At 71.8% G+C, this 21,761-nt stretch carries 24 protein-coding genes and 1 pseudogene; 12 read left to right on the forward strand and 13 right to left on the reverse strand.

The window, feature by feature from the left end; all coding sequences use genetic code 11:
• Positions 1–6: 6 nt before the first annotated feature.
• On the reverse strand, positions 7–1,236 hold the full coding sequence (locus ABZ478_RS18755) for a cytochrome P450 (RefSeq protein ID WP_359550666.1): 1,230 nt from the start codon (positions 1,234–1,236) through the stop codon (positions 7–9).
• A gap of 293 nt (positions 1,237–1,529) precedes the next feature.
• Between ABZ478_RS18755 and ABZ478_RS18760 the strand changes: the two genes are divergently transcribed.
• Positions 1,530–2,150, forward strand: a complete 621-nt coding sequence (locus ABZ478_RS18760; protein ID WP_359550667.1) for a LysE family transporter — start codon at positions 1,530–1,532, stop codon at positions 2,148–2,150.
• Positions 2,151–2,271: 121 nt separating this feature from the next.
• Complete coding sequence (locus tag ABZ478_RS18765) at positions 2,272–2,721, forward strand: nitroreductase family deazaflavin-dependent oxidoreductase (protein ID WP_359550669.1); 450 nt, start codon at positions 2,272–2,274, stop codon at positions 2,719–2,721.
• A 105-nt stretch (positions 2,722–2,826) separates the two neighbouring features.
• Here ABZ478_RS18765 and ABZ478_RS18770 read toward each other — a convergent pair whose 3' ends face one another.
• Positions 2,827–3,864 carry a cation diffusion facilitator family transporter gene (locus ABZ478_RS18770; RefSeq protein WP_359550671.1) on the reverse strand — a complete coding sequence of 346 codons (1,038 nt, stop codon included), beginning with the start codon at positions 3,862–3,864 and terminating at the stop codon, positions 2,827–2,829.
• A gap of 106 nt (positions 3,865–3,970) precedes the next feature.
• Between ABZ478_RS18770 and ABZ478_RS18775 the strand changes: the two genes are divergently transcribed.
• Both ABZ478_RS18775 and ABZ478_RS18780 read left to right on the forward strand, forming a co-directional pair.
• Complete coding sequence (locus ABZ478_RS18775) at positions 3,971–4,987, forward strand: glutathione S-transferase C-terminal domain-containing protein (RefSeq protein WP_359550673.1); 1,017 nt, start codon at positions 3,971–3,973, stop codon at positions 4,985–4,987.
• A 28-nt stretch (positions 4,988–5,015) separates the two neighbouring features.
• Positions 5,016–5,318, forward strand: a complete 303-nt coding sequence (locus tag ABZ478_RS18780) for a DUF4235 domain-containing protein (RefSeq protein WP_359550675.1) — start codon at positions 5,016–5,018, stop codon at positions 5,316–5,318.
• A 10-nt stretch (positions 5,319–5,328) separates the two neighbouring features.
• On the opposite strand, the gene ABZ478_RS18785 is transcribed toward ABZ478_RS18780, so the two are convergent.
• Both ABZ478_RS18785 and ABZ478_RS18790 read right to left on the reverse strand, forming a co-directional pair.
• Complete coding sequence (locus ABZ478_RS18785; RefSeq protein ID WP_359550678.1) at positions 5,329–5,721, reverse strand: VOC family protein; 393 nt, start codon at positions 5,719–5,721, stop codon at positions 5,329–5,331.
• Positions 5,722–5,783: 62 nt separating this feature from the next.
• Positions 5,784–6,248 carry a pyridoxamine 5'-phosphate oxidase family protein gene (locus ABZ478_RS18790; protein ID WP_358933213.1) on the reverse strand — a complete coding sequence of 155 codons (465 nt, stop codon included), beginning with the start codon at positions 6,246–6,248 and terminating at the stop codon, positions 5,784–5,786.
• Between the two features lie 210 nt (positions 6,249–6,458).
• Between ABZ478_RS18790 and ABZ478_RS18795 the strand changes: the two genes are divergently transcribed.
• Complete coding sequence (locus ABZ478_RS18795; protein ID WP_359550681.1) at positions 6,459–7,694, forward strand: helix-turn-helix domain-containing protein; 1,236 nt, start codon at positions 6,459–6,461, stop codon at positions 7,692–7,694.
• Between the two features lie 75 nt (positions 7,695–7,769).
• Here the strand turns inward: ABZ478_RS18795 and ABZ478_RS18800 are convergent, their stop codons facing one another.
• The 3 genes and pseudogenes from ABZ478_RS18800 to ABZ478_RS18810 form a co-directional block, all read right to left on the reverse strand.
• Entirely contained in the window at positions 7,770–8,159 is a 390-nt protein-coding gene (locus tag ABZ478_RS18800; RefSeq protein ID WP_359550684.1) for a signal peptidase I, read from the reverse strand.
• Between the two features lie 229 nt (positions 8,160–8,388).
• Positions 8,389–8,769, reverse strand: a pseudogene (locus ABZ478_RS18805) (nucleotidyltransferase family protein); the annotation flags it as partial.
• A gap of 190 nt (positions 8,770–8,959) precedes the next feature.
• Entirely contained in the window at positions 8,960–9,649 is a 690-nt protein-coding gene (locus tag ABZ478_RS18810) for an isochorismatase family cysteine hydrolase (protein WP_359550686.1), read from the reverse strand.
• A gap of 56 nt (positions 9,650–9,705) precedes the next feature.
• Between ABZ478_RS18810 and ABZ478_RS18815 the strand changes: the two genes are divergently transcribed.
• The gene (locus ABZ478_RS18815) at positions 9,706–10,218 is read left to right on the forward strand and encodes a PadR family transcriptional regulator (RefSeq protein WP_359550689.1); all 513 of its coding nucleotides are present in this window, start codon (positions 9,706–9,708) and stop codon (positions 10,216–10,218) included.
• Positions 10,219–10,233: 15 nt separating this feature from the next.
• Here the strand turns inward: ABZ478_RS18815 and ABZ478_RS18820 are convergent, their stop codons facing one another.
• A complete protein-coding gene (locus tag ABZ478_RS18820; RefSeq protein WP_359550691.1) occupies positions 10,234–11,265 on the reverse strand; it encodes a hypothetical protein in 1,032 nt (343 codons plus the stop codon).
• A gap of 194 nt (positions 11,266–11,459) precedes the next feature.
• On the opposite strand from ABZ478_RS18820, the gene ABZ478_RS18825 reads away from it, so the two are divergent.
• Together ABZ478_RS18825 and ABZ478_RS18830 are read left to right on the forward strand one after the other, a co-directional pair.
• Positions 11,460–12,098, forward strand: a complete 639-nt coding sequence (locus tag ABZ478_RS18825; protein ID WP_359550868.1) for a GNAT family protein — start codon at positions 11,460–11,462, stop codon at positions 12,096–12,098.
• 248 nt (positions 12,099–12,346) lie between these two features.
• On the forward strand, positions 12,347–13,741 hold the full coding sequence (locus ABZ478_RS18830; protein ID WP_359550693.1) for a VCBS repeat-containing protein: 1,395 nt from the start codon (positions 12,347–12,349) through the stop codon (positions 13,739–13,741).
• 235 nt (positions 13,742–13,976) lie between these two features.
• On the opposite strand, the gene ABZ478_RS18835 is transcribed toward ABZ478_RS18830, so the two are convergent.
• Together ABZ478_RS18835 and ABZ478_RS18840 are read right to left on the reverse strand one after the other, a co-directional pair.
• A complete protein-coding gene (locus ABZ478_RS18835; protein ID WP_359550695.1) occupies positions 13,977–14,639 on the reverse strand; it encodes a response regulator transcription factor in 663 nt (220 codons plus the stop codon).
• Positions 14,636–15,763 carry a sensor histidine kinase gene (locus tag ABZ478_RS18840; protein WP_359550697.1) on the reverse strand — a complete coding sequence of 376 codons (1,128 nt, stop codon included), beginning with the start codon at positions 15,761–15,763 and terminating at the stop codon, positions 14,636–14,638. The genes ABZ478_RS18835 and ABZ478_RS18840 overlap by 4 nt, the downstream gene beginning before the upstream one ends.
• Before the next feature lie 220 nt (positions 15,764–15,983).
• Here ABZ478_RS18840 and ABZ478_RS18845 point away from each other — a divergent pair, with 220 nt between their 5' ends.
• Complete coding sequence (locus ABZ478_RS18845; RefSeq protein WP_359550700.1) at positions 15,984–16,406, forward strand: DUF6223 family protein; 423 nt, start codon at positions 15,984–15,986, stop codon at positions 16,404–16,406.
• Positions 16,407–16,480: 74 nt separating this feature from the next.
• Here the strand turns inward: ABZ478_RS18845 and ABZ478_RS18850 are convergent, their stop codons facing one another.
• Positions 16,481–17,326 carry a hypothetical protein gene (locus ABZ478_RS18850; protein WP_359550702.1) on the reverse strand — a complete coding sequence of 282 codons (846 nt, stop codon included), beginning with the start codon at positions 17,324–17,326 and terminating at the stop codon, positions 16,481–16,483.
• Between the two features lie 67 nt (positions 17,327–17,393).
• Positions 17,394–18,350: a helix-turn-helix domain-containing protein gene (locus ABZ478_RS18855; RefSeq protein WP_359550705.1), complete on the reverse strand. Its 957-nt coding sequence runs from the start codon at positions 18,348–18,350 to the stop codon at positions 17,394–17,396.
• A 71-nt stretch (positions 18,351–18,421) separates the two neighbouring features.
• Here ABZ478_RS18855 and ABZ478_RS18860 point away from each other — a divergent pair, with 71 nt between their 5' ends.
• Together ABZ478_RS18860 and ABZ478_RS18865 are read left to right on the forward strand one after the other, a co-directional pair.
• Complete coding sequence (locus tag ABZ478_RS18860; RefSeq protein ID WP_359550707.1) at positions 18,422–19,372, forward strand: NADP-dependent oxidoreductase; 951 nt, start codon at positions 18,422–18,424, stop codon at positions 19,370–19,372.
• 167 nt (positions 19,373–19,539) lie between these two features.
• Positions 19,540–19,956 (forward strand): anti-sigma factor antagonist, encoded by a 417-nt coding sequence (locus tag ABZ478_RS18865; RefSeq protein ID WP_359550710.1) that lies wholly within the window; start codon positions 19,540–19,542, stop codon positions 19,954–19,956.
• A 3-nt stretch (positions 19,957–19,959) separates the two neighbouring features.
• On the opposite strand, the gene ABZ478_RS18870 is transcribed toward ABZ478_RS18865, so the two are convergent.
• Positions 19,960–20,913: a ribose-phosphate pyrophosphokinase gene (locus ABZ478_RS18870; RefSeq protein WP_359550712.1), complete on the reverse strand. Its 954-nt coding sequence runs from the start codon at positions 20,911–20,913 to the stop codon at positions 19,960–19,962.
• A 183-nt stretch (positions 20,914–21,096) separates the two neighbouring features.
• Between ABZ478_RS18870 and ABZ478_RS18875 the strand changes: the two genes are divergently transcribed.
• Entirely contained in the window at positions 21,097–21,759 is a 663-nt protein-coding gene (locus tag ABZ478_RS18875) for a DUF4230 domain-containing protein (protein WP_359550714.1), read from the forward strand.
• The last annotated feature ends 2 nt before the right edge of the window (positions 21,760–21,761 follow it).

Here is a 21,761-nt window from a genome sequence, read left to right on the forward strand (position 1 = left end):
AGCCTCTTACCAGGTCACGGGGAGTTCCAGCATCCCCTGGATCGTGTCGCCGGGTTTGAACGGGATCTCCTCGGCGGGCGCGGCCAGCCGGAGCCCGGGGAGCCGCTCCAGGAGGGCGCCGAGGGCGATCTCCAGTTCGGCGCGGGCCAGGTTCTGGCCCAGGCACTGGTGGATGCCGAAGCCGAAGGCCACGTGGTGGCGGGTAGAGCGGTGGAAGTCCAGGGTGTCGGGGTCGGCGAACACGGACTCGTCGCGGTTGATCACCGAGGTGGCGAAGAGGACGCCCTCGCCGGCCCGGATCGTGCTACCGGCGACCTCGATGTCCTCCAGGGCCAGGCGGAGCAGCCCGTCCGCGATCGAGAGCATCCGCATCAGCTCCTCGACGGCGGCGGGCAGCAGCGCCGGGTCGGCGCGCAGCTCGGCCAGCCGGCCGGGGTGCCGCAGCAGCGTGTAGGTGCCGAGGGAGATCATGTTGGCGGTCGTCTCGTGGCCGGCCACCAGCAGGATGACGGCCAGCGCCACCACGTCCCGGCGGTCCAGTTCGCCGGTGCGCAGCCGCTGGTGGACGAGGTCGTCCAGGACGCCGTCGCCGGATCCGGCCTGCCGCTCCTTGTCGTCGATCAGCCCGCCGAGGTACTCCTCCAGCCGCTCGCGCGCCCCCTGCGAGTCGGCGGCCGTGGGGCCGCGCAGCAGCGTTCGGGACTGCTCCTCGAAGAACTCGTGGTCGGCGTACGGCACGCCGAGCAGTCCGCAGATGACCATGGAGGGCACGGGCAGGGCGAAGGCGGAGACCAGCTCGGCCGGCGGGCCCTTCTCGATCATCGCGTCCAGCAGTCCGTCGACGGTCCGCTGGATGGTGGGGCGCAGCCCGGCCGCGCGCTTGAGGGTGAACGACGGGATCATCATCCGCCGCTGGGTCTGGTGGACGGGGTCGTCCACGCCGAGCAGCGCCACCCGGCGGTCGCGGACGGCCGCGAAGCGGGCGGTGGGCACGGGGAAGCCGGGGCGGGTGCGGTCGGTGGACAGGCGGGGGTCGGCGAGCAGCGCGCGGGCGGTGGCGTGGCCGGTGACCATCCAGACCTCACGGCCGTCGAAGAGGGTGACGCGGGACAGGCTCCGCCCGTCGCGCAGCGGGTCGTATCCGGTGGGCGGGTGGTAGGGGCAGGTGCGGTCCTGGGGGAAGGCGACGGGGTCGGCCGGGGTCCCCGGGCCGGTGATGTCCGTCAGTTCCGTCATGGAAAGACCTCGCAGACGAAGAGGTGCGTCGTGCCGATCTTCATTAGATGCCCGAGGCACCTATGGGGCGACGGCAAGTTCGGCCAGATCGGCGTACGCCGTGATGTGGCCGAAGAGCGTGCTGGCCAGGGAAGGGAACGCGCCGAAATTCATTTGCCGGTGCGGGCGCGGCGACCCCAGGATCGGCCCATGCTTCTTACAGACTCCCTCCTGCCGACGCCCGCTGCCACCGTCCTCGCGGTGCCGGGCCGACAGCAGCCCGGCCGTCCCGGAAGGCCCGGCCCAGCGCGCCCATGACGGGCGCGCTGCTCGCGGGCCTGCTCGCGGGGTACGGCATCGCCGTACCCGTGGGCGCGGTCGGGACCTATCTGGTCTCCCTCACCGCCCGCACCTCGCTGCGCACCGGCGCCTCGGCGGCGCTCGGCGTCGCCACGGCCGACGGCCTGTACGCACTGCTCGCCACTCTCGGCGGCGCCGCCCTCGCGGCGGAGCTGCGGCCGGTGCTGAACCCGCTGCGCTGGGCTTCGGCCCTGGTCCTCACGGTGCTCGCGGTGCGGGCCGCGCTGCTCGCCCTGCGGCAGTACCGCGCCCAGCGGCTCACCACCCGTCCCGAGCGGCCGGTTCCCGGCGCGGCACGGGCGTATCTCGGTCTTCTCGGGATCACCCTGCTCAATCCCATGACGGTCGTCTACTTCGCGGCGCTGGTGCTCGGCGGCACCGCGCGGGGCGGAGGGCCGCTGGAGGGGGCGGCGTTCGTGGCGGCGGCCTTCGCCGCGTCCGCGAGCTGGCAGTTGCTGCTGGCCGGCGGAGGCGCGCTGCTGGGCCGCTCCCTGACCGGCCACCGGGGGCGGCTGGCGACGGCGTTGTTCTCCAGCGCCGTGATCCTGGTGCTGGCGGTGCGGATGACCACCTAGCCGGGCCGGGGTTCACCCGCGCGGGTGACGGGGCACGCGGTACGGATGATCCGGGCGGCCGCGCGTGTTGTGGCCGTCCGGAGCACCATCCGCCGGACCGACGAAGGAGATGACGGATCCCATGCCACTTGAGGGCGAGTACGAACCCAGCCCGACGCAGTGGGTGCGCGAGCAGGTCGATCTGTACGAGAGTTCCGGGGGCACCGAGGGCACGACGCTGCGGGACACCGGGCTCCCGGTCATCGTGCTGACCACCCGGGGCGCCCGGAGCGGCAAGATCCGCAAGACGCCGCTGATGCGGGTCGAGCACGACGGCCGGTACGCGGCGGTCGCCTCGCTGGGCGGTGCGCCCAAACACCCGGTCTGGTACTTCAACGTGAAGTCGGACCCGCACGTCGAGCTGCAGGACGGGGCCGGAAAGCGGGACATGCGGGCCCGGGAGGTCACCGGCGCGGAGAAGGCCGAGTGGTGGGAGCGGGCGGTGGCCGCGTTCCCGTCGTACGCGGACTACCAGCGCAAGACGTCCCGGGAGATTCCGGTGTTCGTCCTGGAGCCGCTCGACGCCGCCTGACGTGGGCTGCCCGCCGCCCGCAGCCGGTTCCGGCCGGGCAGCGGCGCCTTCGAGAAAAATCCGCTCCCGCGGGCATGAACCCGTCCGGGGTCGGGCACCCGTGCGTCAGGCCTCGCCGCGCTCCCCCGTCGCGGCGGGGCCGCTTCGTGCCTCCTGCGCCGGCCGGTCGGTCACGTCGAGGTAGATGTGGTCGGCGGCCGGAACCGTGCTGGCGATCGACCGCTTGATCCGCACGGAGACCTCCTCCACCCGCTCACTGTCCAGACCCGGCACCAGGTCGATGCGGGCGGCGACCAGGGTGGAGTCGAGGCCCATCTTCATCGTGAGCAGCGACTCCACGCTGTCGATCTCCGGCTGGGCCTCGAGCAGCGAGCGGATCCTGCCGCTCAGCTCCGGGTCGGCCGCCTCGCCGATGAGCTGGTCCCGGGCGTCACGGCCCAGCCGGTAGGCCACGTACACCAGCAGCGCGCCGATGGCGATCGAGGCGGAGGCCTCCCAGACGACCTGGCCGGTCACCATGTGCAGGGCCATGCCGATGAGGGCGAGGGTCACACCGAGGACGGCGGTGCCGTCCTCGGCGACGACCGTGCGCAGCGCCGGGTCGCGCAGCGCGGCCCGGCGCCCGCCCTGCCGCCGCACCTGGTGCAGGGCCCGCAGCAGCGAGGCGCCCTCGGCGAGCAGCGCCACGCCCAGCACGATCAGGCCCGCCACATAGCCGCTGAACTTCTCCTCCGTGCCGCTGCGCAGCGCCTCGAAGCCCTGGAAGAAGGAGAAGCAGCCGCCCATCACGAAGATCCCGACCGCCGCGAGGAGGGACCAGAAGAACCGCTCCTTGCCGTAGCCGAAGGGGTGCCGCCGGTCGGCGGGACGGCTGCTGCGCCGCAACGCGGCCAGCAGGAAGACCTCGTTGAGGCTGTCCGCGACGGAGTGCGCGGCCTCCGACAGCAGCGCGGGCGAGCCCGCGAGCACCCCGCCTGCGGCCTTGGCCACGGCGATGACCAGGTTCGCGGCCAGCGCGACCAGCACGGTGACCTTGGTGTGATGGTCGCCGCCCTTTCCGCCCGTGCGCCGGGTGTCCTTCTCGCCGTTCCGGTCCTCGGCCGTCCGCGCGGCCGTCTGCTCATCAGAGGATGTCCCACTCACCTGGTGCCGACTGCCCCCGCTGCACCGGATCACACCGTGCCGAAGGGCGAAAAAGGGGAACGCGTGGTGGCGGGAAGACGCGTCCGCGCGACGGCGAGGAGGAGAGATGGGCGGCGACGGCAACAGCGCCTACGGCCACAAGACGTTCAGCCGGTCCAGAAGCCATTTCGGTGACCGGATCACCGCCGACGGCCGGGACGGCTGGCCGGTCGCCGCCGGGCGGTACCGGCTGGTGGTCTCCCGCGCGTGTCCGTGGGCGAGCCGGGCCGTCGTCTCGCGCCGGCTGCTGGGTCTGGAGGACGCCCTGCCCATGGCGGTCGCCGACCCCGTCCAGGACGACCGGAGCTGGCGGTTCACCCTGGACCCCGGGGGTCGTGACCCGGTGCTCGGAATCCGTTTCCTCAGCGAGGCCTACGACAAGCGGGAGACGGGATATCCGGGCGGGGTGAGCGTGCCCGCCGTCGTGGACGTGCCCAGCGGCAGGCTCGTCACCAACGACTACCAGCGACTCACCCTCGACCTGGCCACCGAGTGGACGGAACTGCACCGCGAGGGCGCGCCGGACCTCTACCCGGCCGGCCGGCGCGACGAGATCGACGCGGTGATGGCGGAGGTCTACGCGGACGTCAACAACGGGGTGTACCGCGCCGGGTTCGCCACCCACCAGGAGGAGTACGAGGAGGCGTGCGCGGCGGTCTTCCGGCGGCTGGAACTGCTCGCCGAACGGCTCGCCGGGCAGCGTTACCTGGTCGGCGACACGATCACCGAGGCGGACATCCGGCTGTTCACCACGCTGGTCCGGTTCGACGCGGTCTACCACGGCCACTTCAAGTGCAACCGCTGGAAGCTGGCGGAGAATCCGGTGCTGTGGGCGTACGCCCGGGACCTGTTCCAGACGCCCGGCTTCGGCGACACGGTGGACTTCGACCACATCAAGCGGCACTACTACCAGGTGCACACCGGCATCAACCCCACCGGGATCGTGCCGCTCGGCCCGGACCTGGGCGGCTGGCTGACCCCGCATCACCGGCAGGGGCTGGGGGGACGGCCGTTCGGGGAGGGGAAGCCGCCGGGTCCGCCGGCCCCGGGCGAACGAGTGGCGGCGCGAGGACGCCCCGCATGATGACCGTATGACGAGGAAGGAGTCCTCCATGGCGAAGACAAAGAAGAAGAAGCTCCCTCTCGTCTACCAGCCGGTCGGGTTCGTGCTGAGCTGGGCGGGCGGAACGCTTGCGGGCATGGCCTTCCGCAAGGCGTGGATGGCGTTCCGGCACGAGGAGGACGCGCCCGACGCGCTGGACCCGGACCGCGGCTGGGGCGAGATCCTGCTCGCGGCCGCGGTCCAGGGTGCCATCTTCGCGGTGGTGCGCAGCGCCGTGGACCGCACCGGGGCCAAGGCCATCGAGCGGACCACGGGTGTGTGGCCGGCCAAGGAGAAGAGCGGCCGGGACTGAGGAGTCCCCCTCAGCCCTGCTTGGGTGCCGGCGACGGCACGAGGCGCAGGGTGAAGGAGTGCCCGGCGGGGTCGGCGAAGCCGCGTTCCTCGTACGTCCCCGCCGGGTCACCCGCCTCGACCGGCCGGCCGCCGAGCCCCACCACCCGGCGCTCCGCCTCGTCCAGGTCGGCCACCAGGAACTCCAGATGGGCCTGCAGGGAGTTCTCCGGGCGCGGCCAGCTCGGCGGGGTCGCGTTGGCGTCCCGCCGGAAGGCGAGCCGGAGACCGTCACCGCCCCGGATCTCCACCAGGTTGGCGGACGCGCCGATCTGTTCGCCGTCCAGCAACTGCCGGTAGAACTCGGCGAGTTTCTCCGGCTCGGCACAGTCCAGCACCACGACGCCCGCGGTCACGAGGGGCATGTTTCCTCCCGGGGAGTTTGCGTCCTTCTCTGTCTCCCTGCTGATATCCCCGTCCCGCCGATTCAGTCGGCGACCAGCCACGCTCCGTCACGCATCAGCTCCCGTCCCTCCAGTTCGTTCTCCTCGCGCCAGGCCTGGACGCGCCGCGGGAGCACGTTGAAGTACAGGTAGCGGGTGGTGAGCCGGCGCGGGTCGAAGCCGGTCTTTCCGGCGAAGACCTCGGCGTCCTCCTCCGGCAGGTCCTCGGGGGCCACGGCCCGTACGGTGCCCTCGACGATGACGACGTCGCGGGTCGGCCCGATGCCCAGCCTGGCCCGCCCGGTGGCCGCCAGGTTGCGCCCGGTGGGGCTCTCGGCCGGGGTGGCGATCAGCAGCGTGGCGCCGTCCCAGACGAAGGACAGCGGGACGAGGTAGGGGGCGCCGCCGTCCGCGCCCGCGGTGGCCACCCAGGCGTCCACGTCGTGCTCCAGCCGGTGGATGGTGTCCTTCTTGCGCTGTTCGGCGGTGCGGGCGGGCGGCGGGGTCATGGTCGTGCCTCCTCGGCATCGGTTCTCGCTCGTACGACGTGCGAACGCCGTCAAGTGTGACCGCCCGCCGTCCGTCCGCGCACGGAGGCGATCAAGGCGTGTCCGGGCCGCCGTCCGCGGGGACGTCTGTCACCGGCGCACAGAGGTGGCCCCCACAACTGTCGCTCGGTGATGAGCGCGTGCGGGTTACTCGCGGGTATCGTCACCGCCGTGCCGAAGAGAGCCGCAGCGGTGGGTGTCGACACGGGCGGCCCGTTCAAGGCGTTGCCCCCTGGACTTCCCGACCGCCTCAGACCGTACGCAGCCGAGATCACCGAGGAGGTCGTCCGCGCCATCGGGACCCAGATCGCCGAATACGCGCGCCCGATGGACGACACGTACATGCAGGGCGTGCACCGTGGCGTGGACCACGCGCTGCGCGGACTGCTGGAGCGGATGGCACAGCCGGACACCGACTGGCAGCCGGTCAAGGAGACGTACGAGCGCATCGGCCGCGGGGAGGCCGAGGAGGGCCGCAGCCTGGACTCGTTCCAGTCGGCGCTGCGGCTCGGTGCCCGGGTGACCTGGCGCCGGGTCAACGCGCTGGTGGACGAGGGGCTGCTCCCCCGCGATGTGCTGGGCGCCTTCGGCGAGGCGCTGTTCCTGCACCTGGACGAGATGGCGGCCGCCGCGACCGCGGCCTACACCGAGGCCCGGCTGCACGCGGCCGGTGAACTCCAGCAGCGCCGGGCCCGGTTGGTGGACCTGCTGACCGCCGATCCGCCGGCCCCGGCGGGGGCGATCGCCGATCTGGCGCACGCCGCGCGCTGGACGGTGCCGCGGACGGTGGCGGTGGTGGCGGTGGTGGCGGTGGACCCGGGATCCGGTGCGGCTCCGATCGTGCCGCCGGAGTTCCTCACCCGGTTCGACGTGCAGCCCGCGCTGCTGGTGGTGCCCGATCCGGAGGGCCCGGGCCGGGCGCGTGCGGTGGCCGGGGCGCTCCAGGGACTGCCCGCCGCCATGGGGCCACCGGTGGCGCTGCACGAAGGGGCGAGATCGCTGCGCTGGGCGACGGAGGCCCTGGGCCTCGTCCGGCGCGGGGTGCTGGCGGGCACGGACCCGGCCGGTGGCGTGACGCGCTGCCAGGACCACCTGCCCGCGCTGCTGCTCCTGCGCGACGAAGCGCTGCTGGACGCCATGGCCGAGCGCCGGCTGCGCCCGCTCGAACGGGTGCGTCCGCCGCAGCGGGAGCGGCTGGCGGAGACCCTGCTGGCCCTGCTGCGGTCCGGCCGGGGCGTCGCCGAGGTGGCCGCGCGTCTCGCGGTGCACCCGCAGACGGTCCGGTACCGGATGCGTCAGCTCGACGAGCTGTTCGGCGAGTTGCTGCACGACCCGGAGGCGCGGTTCGAGATGCAGCTCGCGCTTCGGGCCCGGGAACTGCGCGGGGGCGCGATGGCCCCTGAGTGACTTCGGGGACGGACGTCCTCCTGGCTCGCTCGGACGCCTGTCCATGCCCCGCCGGCGCCGCGGGAGTTCCTCGTGTCAGGTCTGCGGTTGCGCCTGGTCCTTCTCAGCCGCCGCGTAGCCGGGCACGGACGGCCATCGGACCGTCAGTACCACCGACTCTTCTTCCGCGAACCATGAGTGATCGACTCCGCGCCCCCACACGACGTAATCGCCCTGCTTGTCCAGAAGGACACTGCGGCCGGGCAGTTCGACGCGGAAGCGGCCGCGGATGAGAACCAGGAGAGCCGTGCGCTCCTCACCCCTCACCCACTGCGATCGCGCGTCGGCACGGGGGTGGACGCCCCACTTGATCTCTACGGCCTCGCTGTGGCGCGGGTCTCCGACGTCCTTGAAGTGCCCGAGGAGCCACCCTCGATCCAGTGCCGCATCCTTGCCCGCGTTGCCCACGTACACGCTGTCACTCACGGGGGCGAACGCTAGCAACCGCTCTTCAGCCTCTCCGGCAGATGCCGGCGACCAGGGTGTGTGAGCGCGGCCGTCCACAGATCTCCGTCTCTTCCGGGGCTTGGAGACAGCCTCGGCTCTGCCGTCGTCCAACGGGGACCGGTAGACGTGAGGCCGTGTCGGGGTGGGTCGAGCAAGCCCGCACGCTCATCCGCTCCTAGGGTCTGGCCGGGAGGCGCTGGTCACAGCCACTCGTTGTGGAAAGGTGAGGAGGGCACACGACGCCGAACTTCTGCTCGTACCAAAGGTGGACTCGAGCCTCGTTGCGTACCTCGACCTCGGCGAGTAGCCCGGCGAAGACTTCGTCGGCGGCCTTCGTCACTGCGTCCTCTGCCTCCCAGGACAGGTCCTGATCGTCGAAGTAGAAGACGTCGTAATCCTTGATCCCGAACGTGGGGTCCCTGTCGGTGGCCACGTTCCAGACGGTCTGGAACAGGCACCCCGCCGTCAGGTACCAGTCAGGCAGCTCCAGCCCCGCAGTGCGGTGCAGCACCTCCAGCAGCACTTCGTTGCGGGACAGCGCAGACTTCAGGGCAGCGAGCTGCTCGTCGAGCGGGAGGCGTCCGATCACCGCTCCTGCCTACCACGTGGCAGGCCCGCGGAGACCGTAGATCGCCCAGGAGCGCCTCCCGGAGACCCTTCTTCGGGGCCGATTCTTGAAGCGTCGGTCACGGGTCGGACGGCCGAGGAAGAGCGGAGCCCTCTGTTCAGTGAGTGATCACTGGCGGTCAGCGGTGCGAGCCGGAGGGTTCATTGCCGGATCAGACGACGTTCGCCCGCTCCTCGTCCTTGGACGCCGAGGGCGCTACGGCCAGTCGGTCAGCGATCTCGTCTGCGGTCAGCACGAGGGCGAAGCCCTTGCGTAGAACGGCGAGTTCGGGCTCTTGCCGGGCCTCATCATCGGTGGCCGTGAGGTCTGATCCGAAGACCACCTTGTAGCCGCGTTCGTATGCCTGCCGGGCCGTGGTGCCGCAGCAGTAATTGGTGAGCGTCCCCGTGACGATGACCGTGTCGCGGCCAAGGTTGCGCAGCATCGTGTCGAGCGGGGTGTCGTAGAACGCCCCGTAGGAGGGCTTGCGGATCACGGCTTCGTCGGGGTGACGGCCCATCGGGGCCCACACCTCGGCAGGGCCCGGTCGATGCCAGTCGGTGTCGGCATGCGGGAGGAACCGCAGGGCGTGCGGCCGGTCCAGCCCGAGATGGGTGTCGTCGAAGATTGTCCAGATCACCGGAACGGATACGGCCCGGCAATCTTCAACCAGTTGACGCAGACGCGGTGCCATGCGGGTGGCCGCGGGCACCCAGTAGGGACTCCAGCCGGGCTGGACAAATTCGTCTTGCATGTCGATGACCAGCAGCGCGGTTCGTTCAGGCCGCAGGTCGAACGATGCCCGGCCGCGCTCGTAGGCGCTGCGTGCCCGCTCGGTGACCCATTCCTCGGTGTATGTCATCCCCCGCCTCATACATCGCTTCGAGGTACCTCGTTTCGATGTGCGAGAGTAGCAGCATGCTCGAACTCGCGATACTGGGATTCCTCGCCGATGGGCCGCTGCACGGCTATCAACTGCGGCATCGCATAGCGCACTTGTCCGGTCATGCCCGGCCGATCAGCGACGGCAGCCTCTACCCGGCGATCAGCCGACTCATCAGCGCCGGGCTCCTCAACCGGCGGACTGAACCGGGCTCCTCGGCCGCTCAGCGGCACACTCTGAGCCTGACCGACGCCGGCCGCTGCGAGCTGCTGAGCCGACTACGCGACGCCAACGGCCTGAACATCAGCGACAGCGCCCGGTACTTCACGATCCTGGCCTTCCTCTCCCAACTGCCCGACACCGCTGATCAGCACGCGGTGCTGCGTCGACGGCTTGAGTTCCTGGAACAGCCCGCAAGCTTCTTCTACGACGGTGACCGCCCGTTGGGCACCGAAGACACCGCCGACCCTTACCGACGCGGCATGCTCACCATCGCTCGAGCCACCAGCCGCGCCGAAAGGTCCTGGCTTCGGGAGGCGTTGGCCTGACACCCGCCGAGCGATCTATTGGATGCTGTAGCGGTGCGGGTGGCTGGGTTCTTCGGGGCAGGCGAAGATGTTGAGTTCGCCCCAGCGGCCCACGGTGACCTCGGTCGGCGTGGCGGAACGGTGGGTGAGCAGGTCCTGTTCTTCCAGTGGCTTCCAGCTGCCGCTTCCGCCGTCCCATTCCGAGCTGTCGATGGTCAGCAGCAGGTGCATCGGTGTCGCGCAGGTCCGGCAGTTCATGGGGGACGGGTCGGTGGCGTGCCAGGAGGCGAAGCCTCCGACGCGCCAGCCCGGGGGGATGGACAGGTCGTACTGGTAGCCCACCGGCGCTGCGGCATCGTCGTTCTCCGACTGCTCGGCCGCCTCCTCCAGCGTTTCTTCCCAGTCGTCGATCCGGGCGCACAGGTCCTGCGGGAGGAGGCCGGCGAACGGGTAAGTGGCCACCTGCTCCGGGTGCAGCACGCACGGTTCGGGCACGTACCCCTCGAAGCCGACGACCTGAGGCTGTGGCGGTGAGGTTTGCACCTCGGTGACTTCCCACGAACGGCGCCAGCGCAGGTCGAGCAGCATGCCGTGACCGGTCGGACCGTGGGCGTCGAAGGGGCACCAGAACACCTGAAGCAGATCGCAGTCGTCGGGCCCGGCCGGCAGATCGGGGATGTCCCTCCTGTAGAGCTGTGCGAGGCCGATCAGTGGCAGTGGGTCGGTTGCAGCAGCCTCTGACACGCGGTGTTTCTGACTTAGTTGCTCCAGCAGCCACCGTTCTTCGTCCGCGGGTCCCGGGTTCGGTTCGCGGAGCCATGCGGAAGCCAGGATCTGCCGCTGCCGGTGGATGTCCGCCGGGCGTCGGCCGCGCGCATGGCTGTGCGGCTCGGTGCACAGCGGCCATGGTTCGTTCGTCGGCCACAGCAGCGGACCGCCCACGGAACTGTCCGCCGCGCCCGGTCGGCCAGGGCGCGGGTGGAGCCGGGTGGTGGTGCCCCGGCAGGTCGCCAACTCCGGGAAGAGCGCCTCAACATCAAGCGGGCGCTGCGGTGTGGTCCTCGACATGCACGTGACCATAGACAGCCAGCGGCCGCAATGACGCAGCGCCCCTGAGAGAAACCGCCTCCGCACCAGTGGCGCCAGCGCTCGTGAGCGATTCACAACACGTCACCGCGAGGGCGGCGACCAGGCTGGTGCTCGTCGGAAAGTCCACCGGCGCGGTGCTCGGTGCTTTGACCGGCTAGGTGCCGATCTTGACGGTGTCACCGTCGACGCTGATGGTCTCGCGGGTGGAGGCGAGCGGGTCAACTCGCGTCCGCTGCGGCGTGATCGAATGTGGGATGGCATCTTTCTGGACGGGCACCCGGGTACGCCTGCGCGGTATCGAGCCCGACGACTGGACGGCGTTCATGCGCTTCGCCGCCGATGAGGAACGGCTGGGGGACGTGCTGCATCCACCTCGCTCGGCCGAGGGCTACCGCGCCTGGGCGAGGGAGCGGGCCGCTGCCGATCCCCACGGCGACTGCTTCCAACTGGCCGTCGAGGCCGCGGACTCGGGAGAGACGGTCGGCACGGTCGGCACGCACCACGCCGACTCCGGTGCTGGTTGGTTCGAGTACGGCGTCACGATCGGTGCCCACCATCGCCACAAGGGCTATGCGTCAGAGGCCGTGGTGATGCTGCTGCGGTACATGTTCGCCGAGCGGCGCTATCACAAGTGCCAGGCACGGATCTTCGCGCACAACGAGGGTTCACTGGCACTGCACCATCGGCTTGGTTTCGTGGAGGAAGGCCGCCTGCGGGAGCATGTGTTCTTCGCCGGCAGACACCACCATCTCGTTCTGATGGGCATGCTCGCTGAGGAGTTCTCCCGACTCCATCCGGTGAGCGGACTGTGAGCCCGCCCCCTCGGCCCTGGGCGTCCCCGTACCTCCTGGCGGACGGAGTGGCCCTCCCCGGCCACCGCCCCGGCGACCACGCGGTTGCGTCTTCGATGCCCCGCGCTGTGGGGCCCGACGGAGACCGGCAGGCGAAGGAGCGGCCGGGAGATACAACCCTTCTCCCCCACCGCGCGTCTCCCCTGTACCCCGCACCACAAGATCACCGGGAGCCGGCCCCGCCGGTCCCGCGCGCACGCAGGAGACGCATGTTCACGCCCAGGATGCCCCGCCCGCTGCGGCTCGCCCTCGCGACCGCCACCGCGGTGTCCCTCACCGGCGGAGGGCTGCTGGCCCTCTCGAGCCCTGCAGCGGCCGCGGCCGCGAAGTACGCCGACGACTTCAACGGCGACGGTTACCGGGACTACGCCCAGGCCTCCTACGGCGGCTCCTTCACCGTCACCTACGGGACCGCCACCGGTCCCGGCACGGTGACCAAGACGTTCACCCAGAGCAGCACGGGCGTGCCCGGGACCGCCGGGGACGCCGGCGGCTACGCGGACGCGTTCGGTGAGGATCTGGCCGCCGCCGACCTCAACGCGGACGGCTACGCCGACCTCGCGGTCGCCGACTTCACCGAGAAGGTGAGCGACAAGATCGACTCGGGCGCGGTCACCATCATGTGGGGCGCGGCGTCCGGCCTCGGCACGAAGGCCACCCGGCTTCCCGTCGCCGCCGTCAAGCGCCGGGGCTTCGGCAAGGGTGTCGAGACGGGCGACTTCAACGGCGACGGCAAGCCCGACCTGGCGGTGATCGACTCCCTCAACACCGCGTACGTCTTCCGGGGCGGCTTCTCCAAGACCGGGACGACCGGCACGGTCACCAAGCACCGCCTGCCACTCAGCTCGCCCGACATCCTGGAACCCTCCGGGCTCGTCGCCGGGAAGGTCACCAACGACAAGGCCACCGACCTGTACGTCCTCGGGCAGGGCTACCGCGACGACAAGATGACCCTGGACGCCTGGTTCCTGCGCGGCGGCAGCACCGTCAAGCCCGCTTCCAAGGTCACCCCGATCAACAACACCAGCCCCGACTACAGCCCCGCGGGTGTCATCGCCGACTTCGACAAGAACGGCTACGGCGACCTGGCCGTCGGCGACACCCGCTACAACAGCGGCGCCGGCTCGGTCGTCGTCGTCCGCGGCGGCACGTCCGGGCCCACGACCAAGTACCGCCTGACACAGTCCACTTCGGGCGTCGCCACGGCCGCCACGAAGGACGACGGCTTCGGCGGCACCCTCTCCGCCGGCGACACCAACCGCGACGGCTACCCCGACCTCGCGGTCAGCTCGGAGGAGGAGAAGGTCGGCACGGTCGCCTCGGCGGGCGGCGTGCACATCCTGCGCGGCGGCAGGGCGGGGCTGACCGGCGCGGGTTCGCAGTGGTTCACCCGCGCCACCGCCGGCGTCCCCGGCAGCCCCACCCAGTGGGAGCGGTTCGGCATGAACCTCCGCCTGCGTGACACCGACCGGGACGGCGACGCCGACCTCGTGATCGGCGACAACGACTACGAGCAGACCAGTCTCCTCCTGCGAGGCGGCCCCACGGGCATCACCACCACAGCAGTGACGAAGCTGGGTGTCTGGCCGACCTTCCCGCAGTGAGAATCCGAGCGCGGAGGCGCCAACTCCCTCGGCGGGCCCGCGCGTCGTCCGGTACGGCACGCCGAACTGGCCGAAAGGGACGAGCGTGCCGGCCTCGACCACCCGTCGTGATCCAGCGCATGGCGCCACCTGAGACGGCCAGGCTCGGTGCAGCGGATCCCGGCTGCGCAGCGGGCACGGGCGGCAGCCCGCTCGGCGGCCTGCCGGGACAGCCCCGGGTGGGCGTGACGCGGGGTCAGGATCTGCGTGGGGTTACCAGGCCGGATTCGTAGGCCAGGATCACGAGTTGGGCCCGGTCGCGGGCATGGAGCTTGGCCATGGCTCGGTTGATGTGGGTTTTCGCGGTCAGCGGGCTGATCACCATGCGGTCGGCGATCTCGTCGTTGGACAGGCCCCGCGCGACCAGGACGACGGCCTCGCGTTCGCGGGTGGTCAGCTCTTCCAGCCCGGTGTCGATGCCGGTGTCGAGCGGCTGGGCGACGTACCGGCTGATCAGTCTGCGGGTGATCGAGGGTGCCAGCAGGGCGTCGCCACGAGCGGCGACACGTACGGCGTGCAGGAAGTCCTCCGGCACGACGTCCTTGACGAGGAAACCGGCGGCTCCGGCCCGCAGCGCGTCGAAGACGTACTCGTCCAGGCCGTAGTTGGTCAGGATGACGACGTGCACCCCGGCCAGGGCCGCGTCCTCGGCGATGCGCCGGGTCGCCTCGATGCCGTCGACGACCGGCATCCGGATGTCGACGAGCGCGACGTCGGGCAGGTGCTCTCTGGCGAGTTTCAGGCCCTCGCTGCCGTCGGCGGCCTCGGCCACCACCGCGATGTCGTCCTCGAGGTCGAGAAGGGCGCGGAATCCGCTGCGAATGAGCGGCTGGTCGTCCACCAGCAGGACGCGGATCACGACGTCCGGTCCACGGGGAGTTCGGCCTGGATGGTGAAGCCGCCCCCGCCGCGGGGTCCGGCACGCAGCCGGCCACCGAGTGCTGTGACGCGTTCGCGCATGCCGAGCAGCCCGAGGCCGGGTACCGGGTCGGTGGCCGGCGTCGCCCTGCCGTCATCGTCGACGCGTATCGCGAGGGCGTCCGGACGGCAGTCGATGCGGACCGACGCCGTGGCCGCGTCCGCGTGCCGGGCCACGTTGGTGAGCGACTCCTGGACGATCCGGTAGACGGTCCGGTCGACCGCGGCCGACATGTCGTGTCGCTGTCCCTCGATCGTCAGCGTCGCGTTCAGGCCGAGCGTACGGGCCCGCTCCACCAGTTCCGGGACGTCGTCGAGCCCGCGCGGTGGGGCCGTGTCGTCGTCGCGCAACGCCTCCAGCGTCGCGCGCAGTTCCCGGCTCGCCTCGCGCCCGGCCTCCTGGATCGCCAGCAGGGAAGGCGGCACCTCCTCGCTCCGCCTGCGGGCCACGTGCACGGCTGCCTCCGCCTGCACCTTGATGACCGAGATCTGGTGGGTGAGCGAGTCGTGCAGTTCCCGGGCGATACGGAGCCGTTCCTCGTCGGCGCGGCGCCGCGCGGTCTCCTCCCGGGTGCGCTCGGCCTCGTCCGCCCGCCGCTCGGCCTGCCGCAGCGCCTCCCCCGCGGCACCGGCCGCGATCAGCCAGGCGAGTTCGAGGGCGCCTCGGGCCTGAGCGAACGCCTCGCCCGTGTCGTGCAGGCCCGAGGCCAGGGCCGCGAGCGGGAGCAGGGCCAGCATGAGCACGCTCGCCGCCACCGTGACGGTGCGGTGTCCTTCCCGTACGGCCGCGTACACCGCGAAGAGGTACGCGACGGCGGGTACGTCGAATCCGGCCGCCTGGTACCCCACCGCGCACAGTCCGGTGACGGCCAGGACGGCGACGGGAACCCGGCGGCGTGCGCCCAGCGCCAACCCGCCTGTCGTCAGCAGGGCGTACCCGAGCAAGGCGAGGTCCGTGGCGGAACGCTGCCCGGACGGCCCGGTGACCAGCAGCGCCGCCGTCACGCCGACAGCTAGGACCCAGTCTCCGACCCGGGCCCGAACGCCGTACTCACCTGCACTCATGCGCGCACCCTAGCTGGCCGCCACCGCGGGCGAGTCCCCCTCGTGAACGAGCGGTCGGCTACCGCCTGCGCAGTACGTTCGTGCCTCGTGCGGCGGCCGTGGTAGCCGGCTGCCGCATCGGCCGCAGCGCGAAATGTCCGCGTCCGCCGGACGACCGTGGGTGGGGCCGGAGGAGATGCTCGGACGACACCCGGTCGCAGGAAGAAAAGGAGTGCCTTGCATGTCTGTTCGTCGCCTGCTCGCCGCCGCCGCGGCCGCCGTGCTCGGAGGTATCGGGCTGGCCGCACCGGCGGCCGCGCACGCCTCGGCTCAGTCGGTCGCCGTCGATTCCCACAGTCTGACCACCGGGCGACTCGTGGGCACCACGGCCGCGCTCGTGGCGCTGGCCGGCGTGGTCATCGGTCGGCTGGCACTGGCCCACTCCTCCGGCCGTGTCCGCACCGGCAACAGACGGACCATGGCCGTCGCGGCGGTGGTGGCAGGGCTGGCCGGCATGGTCGTCGGCGCGCTGAACCTGGCCGTCGCCGACGGTGGTCCCGGCACTGGCAACGGAGTGGTCGGTGGCGCCGCCGCTCTGGTGCTGGGGCTGATCGCCGCAGTCTGCGGATGGATGGCTCTGGCCCGCTCCCGCCGCACCGGCTGACGGCGAGGTCGCCGGAGGAAGTGGCCGGAAGCGCGTCCGGCGGTCACCGGGCGCGCACCGCCGCAGCTGGACCGTCACTTGCAGGCGATGGGGCTCTTCGGCTGCGGCCAGGCCTCCGTTCCGGTGGCGGTGCGGATGTAGGCGGTGTTCCGGTCGGGCGTCAGCCACAGCCGCAGTCCGCGGTAGTGGTACCCGGTGTCACGGGCCGTCGCCGGCAGCGGCGCGTGCGCGCGGTACGGCGCCCGGAGCAGGCCGTCGCGGACGAGCACGCCCTCGGGGTCACGGGCGTAGGTGCGGCCGTCCAGGTCGAGGAAGCGGGCCGACTGCCAGTCGCAGTGCTCGGGTCCGGTCCAGCCGCTGAGCTTGCGCACCGGTACGCGCCCGCCGTCACGGTCCGTCCACACCTCCACCCCCGCGGCCTCCGTGTATCGGGCGGGGAGTTCGGCGGGGTCGCAGGAGGCGTTGGTCTCCGGGCCCCAGCCCGGGCGGCCGGGCTGGTCCTTGGCCACCACGACGGCCACCTTGGTGCGCCCGTGGACGTCGAAGGAGTACAGCACCCGGTCGGCCTCCGCGCGCTCCACACGGTAGCCGTGGCCGGGCTGCTCGGGCTCGAACAGGTCGAAGTAGAGCCTCAGCCCGCCCTCGGGCGTGTCACCGCCGTCGGCCCTGCTCCAGCCGTCGGGTCCGCCGCCGTCGTAGATCTCCCCGTCGCACTCCAGCGCCCGGCCGGCCGCCCCGGAGGCCTGCCGCAGCGCCCGCGGACCGGACTCGTCCGTGTCCCGGGTGGCCACGTGGAGCGGCCCGACGTACGGGGAGGCCGGGGGTGTGCCGCGGACCACCACCCGTACTCCGGTGCCGTCGTCGCATCCCACCGCCGCCACGAACGCCAGCACCGCCACCGCCACCAGTCCCGCGCGCATGTCCCACCCCTGTCCTGTTCCCGCCTGCCGTTCTCCGCTCCTTGGACGGCGGGCGGGCGCGGAACGTTCAGCGGGCCTTCTGGAACGTCCGCCGGTAGGCCTGCGGGGAGACCCCGATGGAGGCGTGCAGGTGCTGGCGCAGCGAGGCGCCGGTGGCGAAGCCGACCTCGGCGGCGATCCGGTCCACGGGCAGGTCGCTGGACTCCAGCAGGTGCCGGGCGCGGACGACGCGCTGCTGGATGAGCCAGCGGCCCGGGCTGATCCCGACCTCGTCGCGGAAGCGGCGGGCGAAGGTGCGCAGGCTCATCCGGGCGTGCTGGGCCAGCTCGGCCAGGGTGAGCGGCTCGGCCAGCCGTTCCAGGGCCCAGACACGGGTGGCGGCCGTGCCGGAGGAGCCGTTCTCCGGGACCGGCCGCTCGATGTACTGGGCCTGGCCGCCCTCCCGGAACGGCGGGACGACACAGCAGCGGGCGACGAAGTTGGCCAGCGCGCTGCCGTGGTCGCTGCGGACGAGGTGCAGGCAGATGTCGACGCCGGCGGCGGCCCCGGCCGAGGTCAGGATCCGGCCGTCCTCGACGAACAGCACGTCCGGGTCCAGCTCGACCCTCGGGTACCTGTGGCGGAACAGGTCGGCGAGGTGCCAGTGGGTGGTGGCCCTGCGGCCGTCGAGGAGTCCGGCCTCCGCCAGCACGAAGGCCGCGGTGCATATGGAGACGATCCGCGCGTCGGGGCGGATCCGGGCGAGGGCGGCGGCGACGGGCTCCGGCAGCCCGGTGGGGAGGCGGGCGGGGAGCACGGAGGGGACCACCACCGTGTCCGCCGTCTCCAGCAGTTCGGGGCCGTGTTCCACGCCGATCGTGAAGTCCGCGCTGCTGCGCACCGGTTGCCCGTCGACGCTGCAGGTCAGCACCTCGTAGCGGCCGCCGGCGGCGCCGAGGATCCGGCTCGGGATGCCCAGTTCGAAGGGGTAGACGCCGTCGAGGGCCAGGACCGCCACCCGTTCCGGACTCGCCGTGCCACGCATGGCACGATCCTATCGGAGCTTGGCCATCGTGCCATTTCCCGGATGCCCGCCGCGCGGCAGGCTGGGTGACCATGAGCGATGTGAACACGATGCGCGCCATCGGCCAGGACGTCCTCGGCGGTCCCGAGGTCCTGAAGGAGGTCCGGGTGGAGCGGCCCGTGCCGCGGCCGAACGAGGTGCTGGTCCGGGTGCGGGCCGCCGGGGTCAACCCGACCGACTGGAAGCACCGGGCGACCGGCGGGTTCCTGGGCGAGCCGCCGTTCGTCCTCGGCTGGGACGTCTCCGGCGAGGTCGCGGAGACCGGGATCGGCGTGGCCGCCTTCCGGCCCGGCGACGAGGTCTTCGGCATGCTGCCCTACCCCTTCGGCCACGGCTCGCACGCCGAGTACGTCACCGTCCCGGCCCGCGCCCTGACGCACAAGCCGGCCTCGGTCGACCACGTCCAGGCGGGCGCGCTCCCGCTGGTGTCGCTGACCGCCTGGCAGGCCCTGACCGAGCACGCCGACGTGCGGCCCGGGCAGCGGGTGCTGGTCCACGCCGCGGCCGGCGGGGTGGGGCACGTGGCCGTGCAGATCGCCAAGGAGCGCGGCGCGTACGTGATCGGCACCGCGAGCGCCGGGAAGCACGACTTCCTGCGGGAGACCGGCGTCGACGAGGCGATCGACTACCGCTCCACCGACTTCACCGAGGCGGTGCGGGACGTCGACGTCGTCCTGGACACCCTCGGCGGGGACATCTCCGTACGGTCGCTGCGGGTGCTGCGGCCGGGCGGCGTCGTGGTGTCGATCCTGCCGGTCGGCTCGCGGGAGTTCCACGAGGAGGCCGAGCGGCTCGGGGTGCGGGCGGTGCGGATGCTGGTGGACGCCGACCGGTCCGGGATGAACACCGTGGCGGAGCTGGCGGCGTCGGGCCGGCTGCGCGCCACGATCGCGGGGACCTTCCCGCTCGCGGAGGCCGCCAAGGCGCACGAGCTGGGTGACACCGGACGGACGACGGGCAAGCTGGTCCTGCTGGTGGACTGACCTGGGCAGGAGGGTGAGCGCGGGCCCGGCCGCCGTGGGCCCGCGCTCCCGTGCCGCCGCCGCTTTGTCACCCACGCCACAGAACGACACGCGTGAAACCCGAAGACATATGTCAATCGAACATGCTCAAATTCCTTCTATCGAGGGTAACTTGACGGTCGAGGTACATGCTTTTCCGGGCGCGGGTGGGAGGTGGTGCCGTCGTGCGACAGGAGCCCACGCCACGCTCCCGGCATCTGCGCGTGCGTGAGGACCGCGGGCACACCGTGCTGGAGTTCCGCGGTGAGATCGACATCGCGGCGGCGGCCGAGATCGTGCCCGCGCTGGACCTGGCGACCGGTCTGCCCGGCGCCCGGATCGTGATCGACCTGCGCGCCGTCGACTTCTTCGACTGCTCCGGGCTGCGGCTGCTGTACCGGGCGCGCGGCCGGGTGCTGGAGCGGGGCGGACGGCTGCACCTGGTGTGCACCCATCCGCTGACCCTCCGGGTGCTGCGGGTCACCGGCCTGTCCCGGCTGCTGCCGCCGCAGCCGACGCTGGACGCCGCCCTGGAGCAGTCCGAGGCCGCGTCCGGCTCCCTGTGAGCGTCAGGCGCCGCGCGGCTCCTCGAAGAGGGCGCTGACGGACTCACCGTTGTGGATGCGGCGCACGGCCTCGGCGAGGGCCGGCGCGATCGTCAGGACGCGGAGCTTGTCGGTGTGCTCGTCCGCCGGGACCGGCACGGTGTTGGTGCAGACGATCTCCAGCACGTCCGGCTGCTCGCTCAGCCGCTTGAGGGCCCCGGCCGCGAACAGCCCGTGCGTGCACGCCACCCGGATCGAGCGTGGCCCCATCTCCCGCAGCTTCTCCAGGAGTTCGAGCACGGTGCTGCCCTTGGCGATCTCGTCGTCCAGGACGATGACGTCCCGGTCGCTCACCTCGCCGATGACGGAGCTGATGCTCACCCGGTCGTCCGCGAACCGCTGCTTGGCGCCGGCCGCCACCTGGGCGCCGATCAGCCGGGCGAAGGCGGCGGCCTCCTTGGCGTTGCCGAGGTCCGGGGAGACGACAGTGGTGCGTGTCAGGTCGTGACGCCCGAAGTGCTCGGCCAGTTCGCGCAGGGCGTGCAGGTGATCCACCGGCACCGAGAAGAAGCCGTGCACCTGGGGGGCGTGCAGGGTCATGGCGAGCACCCGGCTCGCGCCCGCGGCCACCAGCAGGTCGGCGACCAGCCGACCGCCCAGGGAGATGCGGGGCGCGTCCTTCTTGTCGGAGCGGGCGTAGGAGTAGTGCGGCATGACGACGGTGATCCGGGCCGCGGAGGCGCCCCGGGCGGCGTCGCACATCATCAGCAGTTCCACCAGGTGTTCCTGCACCGGCCGGACCAGCGGCTGGATCAGGAAGACGTCCCGCTCCCGGCAGTTGGCCTGGAGCTGCACCTCCAGACAGTCGTTGGCGAACCGGCTGACCCGGGTCGGGCTGAGCGGCACGCCGAGGTGGGCACAGACCTCCTCGGCCAGCTCGACATGGGCACTGCCACTGAAGACGGCGATGTCTCGCACGATCCGCTCCTCGCATGATCAGCACGGGCTGCGCCGTCATGCTACTGGCGGCGCTCCCCCGCCCCGGGCAGCGGTGCGCCGGGCGCGCCCGTCCCGGCCACGGTCCGGCGCCGCCGTCCGGCCAACCGCGCGGTCTGGTCCCGCGTTTGGCGGGCATCAGTGTCAGCAGGAAGGAGGGTCGCCATGACGACTTACGTCAGACGCCTGCCCCGGCGCATGCCCGGCTGGGCCAAGGTGGTGACCGCGTTCGTGCTGGTGCTGGTGGTGCTGTTCGCGGGCATCCGGCTGGCCGTACTCCCGGGCATCAAGGACCTTTTCGGCACCGAGACGCACGACCGGAGCGGCCCCGCGCTCCTGAAGTCCATCCAGGACATGAGCCGTTACGACGCCGCCTCCGGCAACTTCCAGGTGGTCGTGGACCTGGAGAAGGACGCGAAGTTCCTGCCCGACGCGGTCCGCGGCACCCGCACCCTGTACGTCGGCGCGGGCACCGTGGACGCCTATGTGGACCTCGGCGCGGTCGGGGACAAGGACGTGTCGGTCGACGGCGACCGGACGACGGCCAGGCTCCGGCTGCCGCACGCGCGCCTCGGCAGGCCGGCGCTGGACCCGGACCGCTCTTACGCCGTGTCCAAGCAGCGCGGTCTGCTCGACCGGCTCGGCGATCTGTTCTCGGACAATCCCAACGGCGAACAGGCGGTGCAGAAGCTCGCCGTACGGCACATCGGCGACGCCGCGAAGGACAGCGGGCTGACCGCGCGCGCCGAGTCCAACACCACCGAGATGCTGCGGGGGCTGCTGCGCTCCCTCGGGTTCAAGGAGGTGCACGTGTCCTACGGGGCCTGACC

Source organism: Streptomyces sp. NPDC005706 (assembly GCF_040631045.1).
Taxonomy (GTDB): domain Bacteria; phylum Actinomycetota; class Actinomycetes; order Streptomycetales; family Streptomycetaceae; genus Streptomyces.

Excerpts from the sequence above, each read along its gene's own strand:
- ABZ478_RS18755 (WP_359550666.1), bottom strand. The coding sequence starts at position 1,236 with ATGACGGAACTGACGGACATCACCGGCCCGGGGACCCCGGCCGACCCC.
- ABZ478_RS18760 (WP_359550667.1), top strand. The coding sequence starts at position 1,530 with ATGACGGGCGCGCTGCTCGCGGGCCTGCTCGCGGGGTACGGCATCGCC.
- ABZ478_RS18765 (WP_359550669.1), top strand. The coding sequence starts at position 2,272 with ATGCCACTTGAGGGCGAGTACGAACCCAGCCCGACGCAGTGGGTGCGC.
- ABZ478_RS18775 (WP_359550673.1), top strand. The coding sequence starts at position 3,971 with ATGGGCGGCGACGGCAACAGCGCCTACGGCCACAAGACGTTCAGCCGG.
- ABZ478_RS18780 (WP_359550675.1), top strand. The coding sequence starts at position 5,016 with ATGGCGAAGACAAAGAAGAAGAAGCTCCCTCTCGTCTACCAGCCGGTC.
- ABZ478_RS18785 (WP_359550678.1), bottom strand. The coding sequence starts at position 5,721 with ATGCCCCTCGTGACCGCGGGCGTCGTGGTGCTGGACTGTGCCGAGCCG.
- ABZ478_RS18790 (WP_358933213.1), bottom strand. The coding sequence starts at position 6,248 with ATGACCCCGCCGCCCGCCCGCACCGCCGAACAGCGCAAGAAGGACACC.
- ABZ478_RS18810 (WP_359550686.1), bottom strand. The coding sequence starts at position 9,649 with ATGACATACACCGAGGAATGGGTCACCGAGCGGGCACGCAGCGCCTAC.
- ABZ478_RS18815 (WP_359550689.1), top strand. The coding sequence starts at position 9,706 with ATGCTCGAACTCGCGATACTGGGATTCCTCGCCGATGGGCCGCTGCAC.
- ABZ478_RS18820 (WP_359550691.1), bottom strand. The coding sequence starts at position 11,265 with ATGTCGAGGACCACACCGCAGCGCCCGCTTGATGTTGAGGCGCTCTTC.
- ABZ478_RS18830 (WP_359550693.1), top strand. The coding sequence starts at position 12,347 with ATGTTCACGCCCAGGATGCCCCGCCCGCTGCGGCTCGCCCTCGCGACC.
- ABZ478_RS18840 (WP_359550697.1), bottom strand. The coding sequence starts at position 15,763 with ATGAGTGCAGGTGAGTACGGCGTTCGGGCCCGGGTCGGAGACTGGGTC.
- ABZ478_RS18845 (WP_359550700.1), top strand. The coding sequence starts at position 15,984 with ATGTCTGTTCGTCGCCTGCTCGCCGCCGCCGCGGCCGCCGTGCTCGGA.
- ABZ478_RS18850 (WP_359550702.1), bottom strand. The coding sequence starts at position 17,326 with ATGCGCGCGGGACTGGTGGCGGTGGCGGTGCTGGCGTTCGTGGCGGCG.
- ABZ478_RS18855 (WP_359550705.1), bottom strand. The coding sequence starts at position 18,350 with ATGCGTGGCACGGCGAGTCCGGAACGGGTGGCGGTCCTGGCCCTCGAC.
- ABZ478_RS18860 (WP_359550707.1), top strand. The coding sequence starts at position 18,422 with ATGAGCGATGTGAACACGATGCGCGCCATCGGCCAGGACGTCCTCGGC.
- ABZ478_RS18865 (WP_359550710.1), top strand. The coding sequence starts at position 19,540 with ATGCTTTTCCGGGCGCGGGTGGGAGGTGGTGCCGTCGTGCGACAGGAG.
- ABZ478_RS18875 (WP_359550714.1), top strand. The coding sequence starts at position 21,097 with ATGACGACTTACGTCAGACGCCTGCCCCGGCGCATGCCCGGCTGGGCC.